The sequence below is a fragment of the Robinsoniella sp. RHS genome (genome assembly GCF_001029355.1).
Lineage (GTDB): Bacteria > Bacillota > Clostridia > Lachnospirales > Lachnospiraceae > Robinsoniella > Robinsoniella peoriensis.
The window spans coordinates 1-2,692 of record NZ_JNGB01000166.1 but is presented as its reverse complement, the minus strand read 5'-3'; the positions used below and the strand labels follow the sequence as shown (position 1 = coordinate 2,692).

2 protein-coding genes are annotated in these 2,692 nt (G+C 37.6%); one reads left to right on the top strand and one right to left on the bottom strand.

The window, feature by feature from the left end:
* Nucleotides 1-95: 95 nt before the first annotated feature.
* Nucleotides 96-449 (bottom strand): IS5 family transposase, encoded by a 354-nt coding sequence (locus RHS_RS27350; protein WP_027292274.1) that lies wholly within the window; start codon nt 447-449, stop codon nt 96-98.
* A 248-nt stretch (nt 450-697) separates the two neighbouring features.
* On the opposite strand from RHS_RS27350, the gene RHS_RS27345 reads away from it, so the two are divergent.
* On the top strand, nt 698-2,692 hold a 1,995-nt coding region (locus tag RHS_RS27345), incomplete at its 3' end, for a DEAD/DEAH box helicase family protein (protein ID WP_047834956.1).

The window sequence follows — 2,692 nt, the reverse complement described above, 5'->3', positions numbered from 1 at the left end:
GTTGCGTTGTCCTTCACTGATCATGAAATACACTGGATTTCCATAAGCATCCACAATGGCGTGTATTTTTGTACTGGCTCCGCCCCGGCTGTGTCCTATTTCGCTAGAAGGCCCCCTTTTTTTGCACCTGCACTATGTTGGTGCGCCTGAACGATAGATGCATCTAACGAAAGTTCTTCCAATGCGGCTTCAAGGCTTAGAACGCGAAAAATATTATCCAGTACGCCAGCATCAATCCACTTACGAAAACGGCTGTATACACTTTCCCATGGCCCATAACGCTCAGGAAGATCACGCCATGGGGCTCCGCTTCGCGCCAGCCAAATCATTGCATTAAGCATGGTACGGTTTTCTTTTGAGGGACGACCTGGTTTTCCTGTGTTTTCAGGAGGAAGTAAAGTTACTATATGATTCCATTCATCATCTGTTAATTCATATCGTCTCAACATATAAAACATAAATACTGTAATTTGTTTATAATATTAGTAAATGCTTGGTAGTAGCGGATATAAAAATACAATATAAGATTATAGTACTTTTATGTAAACTGTCTAGAATTCATGTACTGCTTCTGTAAGATACTGAATTAAAAAGAAGTATAACAATTGTAAATAGAACTTTCAGAAAATATTGAGCCACTAAGAAGTTACAGAGACAAAAGATATAGATTAAAGTCAAAATAAAAGGGGATGTGCCTATGAGTAATATCAAAGACTTAGAACTTAAAATACAACATCTAGAAAAAGAAAATGAATATCTAAAGTCATTGCTCCACGAGGCAGGAATTTTCTTTGAAAATAATTCAGTTACCAAAGAAGCATATGAAATAAATCAAGGGCAACGTATTATTCCGAAAACTAATATAACACCAGGAGATGCTAATAATTTTTTCAGTATGTTTTGGGGAAGAATGGATGTTTATAGTCAACGGACGATTGTTCAGTCAACTGGCGCAAAAAATTATTATCCTCAATGTTATAAAATTTGGAAAACGGGGTGCCCTAAAAAGAGTGAGAAAAGTAAAAGATGTAGTGAATGTAGTAATCCGGCCTTCATTCCATTGGGAAAGGAGCAAATTATCAGACACTTAAAGGGCGAATTGGAAGATGGAACCGATGTGATAGGGATATATCCTCTACTTAAGGATGATTCCTGTAGATTTATTGTGTTTGATTTCGATAATCATGAAAAAGGAGCGGACAAAAATGATTTTGCAAATGATGATGATTTATGGAAAGAAGAAGTAAATTCTCTTCGAGAAATATGTGAAATTAATGGAATTGACTCCTTGGTGGAAAGATCTCGTTCCGGTAGAGGCGCCCATCTTTGGATATTCTTTCAACAGAAGATAAATGCGAGTCTGGCGAGAAAATTCGGCAATGCCCTTCTTAGGAAGGGAGCTGAAGCGGTAAATTTAAAATCATTTCACTTTTACGATAGAATGCTGCCGATGCAGGATCATATGCCAAAAGGTGGGTTTGGTAATTTAATTGCACTTCCATTGCAGGGCAGGGCACTTGAGAATGGAAATAGTGCATTTGTGGATGAACATTGGAATGCTTATCCCAAACAATGGGAGGTGTTGATGTCAAAGAATAAGCTTAGCAAAGAATTTATTGAAGATAAAATTAAAGAGTGGAGATTACATAGCACAATTGAAAGTGTATCCATGGATGAAATCAGAGAGAAAACGGATAGTAAACCATGGGAGAGAAAAACGGATTTTTACATGGAGGATGTGAAGGGGCAAATGCATATTACTTTGGCAGATGCTATTTACGTGGATACATCAAATTTAAAGCCACGGGTGCAGAATCAAATACGAGAGTTGGCGGCTTTTAGTAACCCTATATTTTTCAAAAATCAAGCTATGGGATTGTCAAATTATGATAATGCACGTTTTATTTATATGGGGAAGGATATCGATGGATTTATAATAATTCCACGAGGCCTTTTGGATAGCCTAATTGATGCTTGTGAAAAATCTAAAATCAAGTTTGAGATTAATGATGAGAGATTTAGTGGGCGGAGTATCAATGTACACTTTAATGGGGAGTTGAAGGAAGCACAGGTAAGAGCCGCTGAGACTTTGGATAAGCAACATACAGGAATTTTAAATGCTGCTACGGCATTTGGTAAAACGGTGGTTTGCTGTAATATAATTGCAAGAAAGTGCGTAAATACGTTGATTCTCTTACAATCCTCTGCTCTAATGGAACAATGGGAAAAGGCGCTTAAGGAGTTTCTGTTAATTAATGAAGAACCACCCAAATATAAGACACCATCAGGGAGGATTAAAGTTCGAAAAAGCAACATCGGTAAGCTGCAGGGAGCACATGATTCGACAACAGGGATTATTGATATAGCAATGGTAGGATCGTTATGTAAAAAAGGTCAATACCACGACAGACTAAAGGGATATGGGATGGTGATCTTGGATGAATGTCATCATGCTGCGTCAGAGACAATTATAGATGTCTTACAGGAGGTTCAAGCCAGATATGTATACGGGGTTACTGCAACGCCAGCAAGAAGTGATGGATTAGAGAAGATAAACTATATGTTATTAGGTCCGATTCGTTATAAATTTACATCTAAGGAACGAGCAAAAGAGCAGGGAATTTTACATTTGGTATATCCGAGATTTACAAGAGCAATTGCGCCGAGATTTGGAAATGATAAAATGCACCCT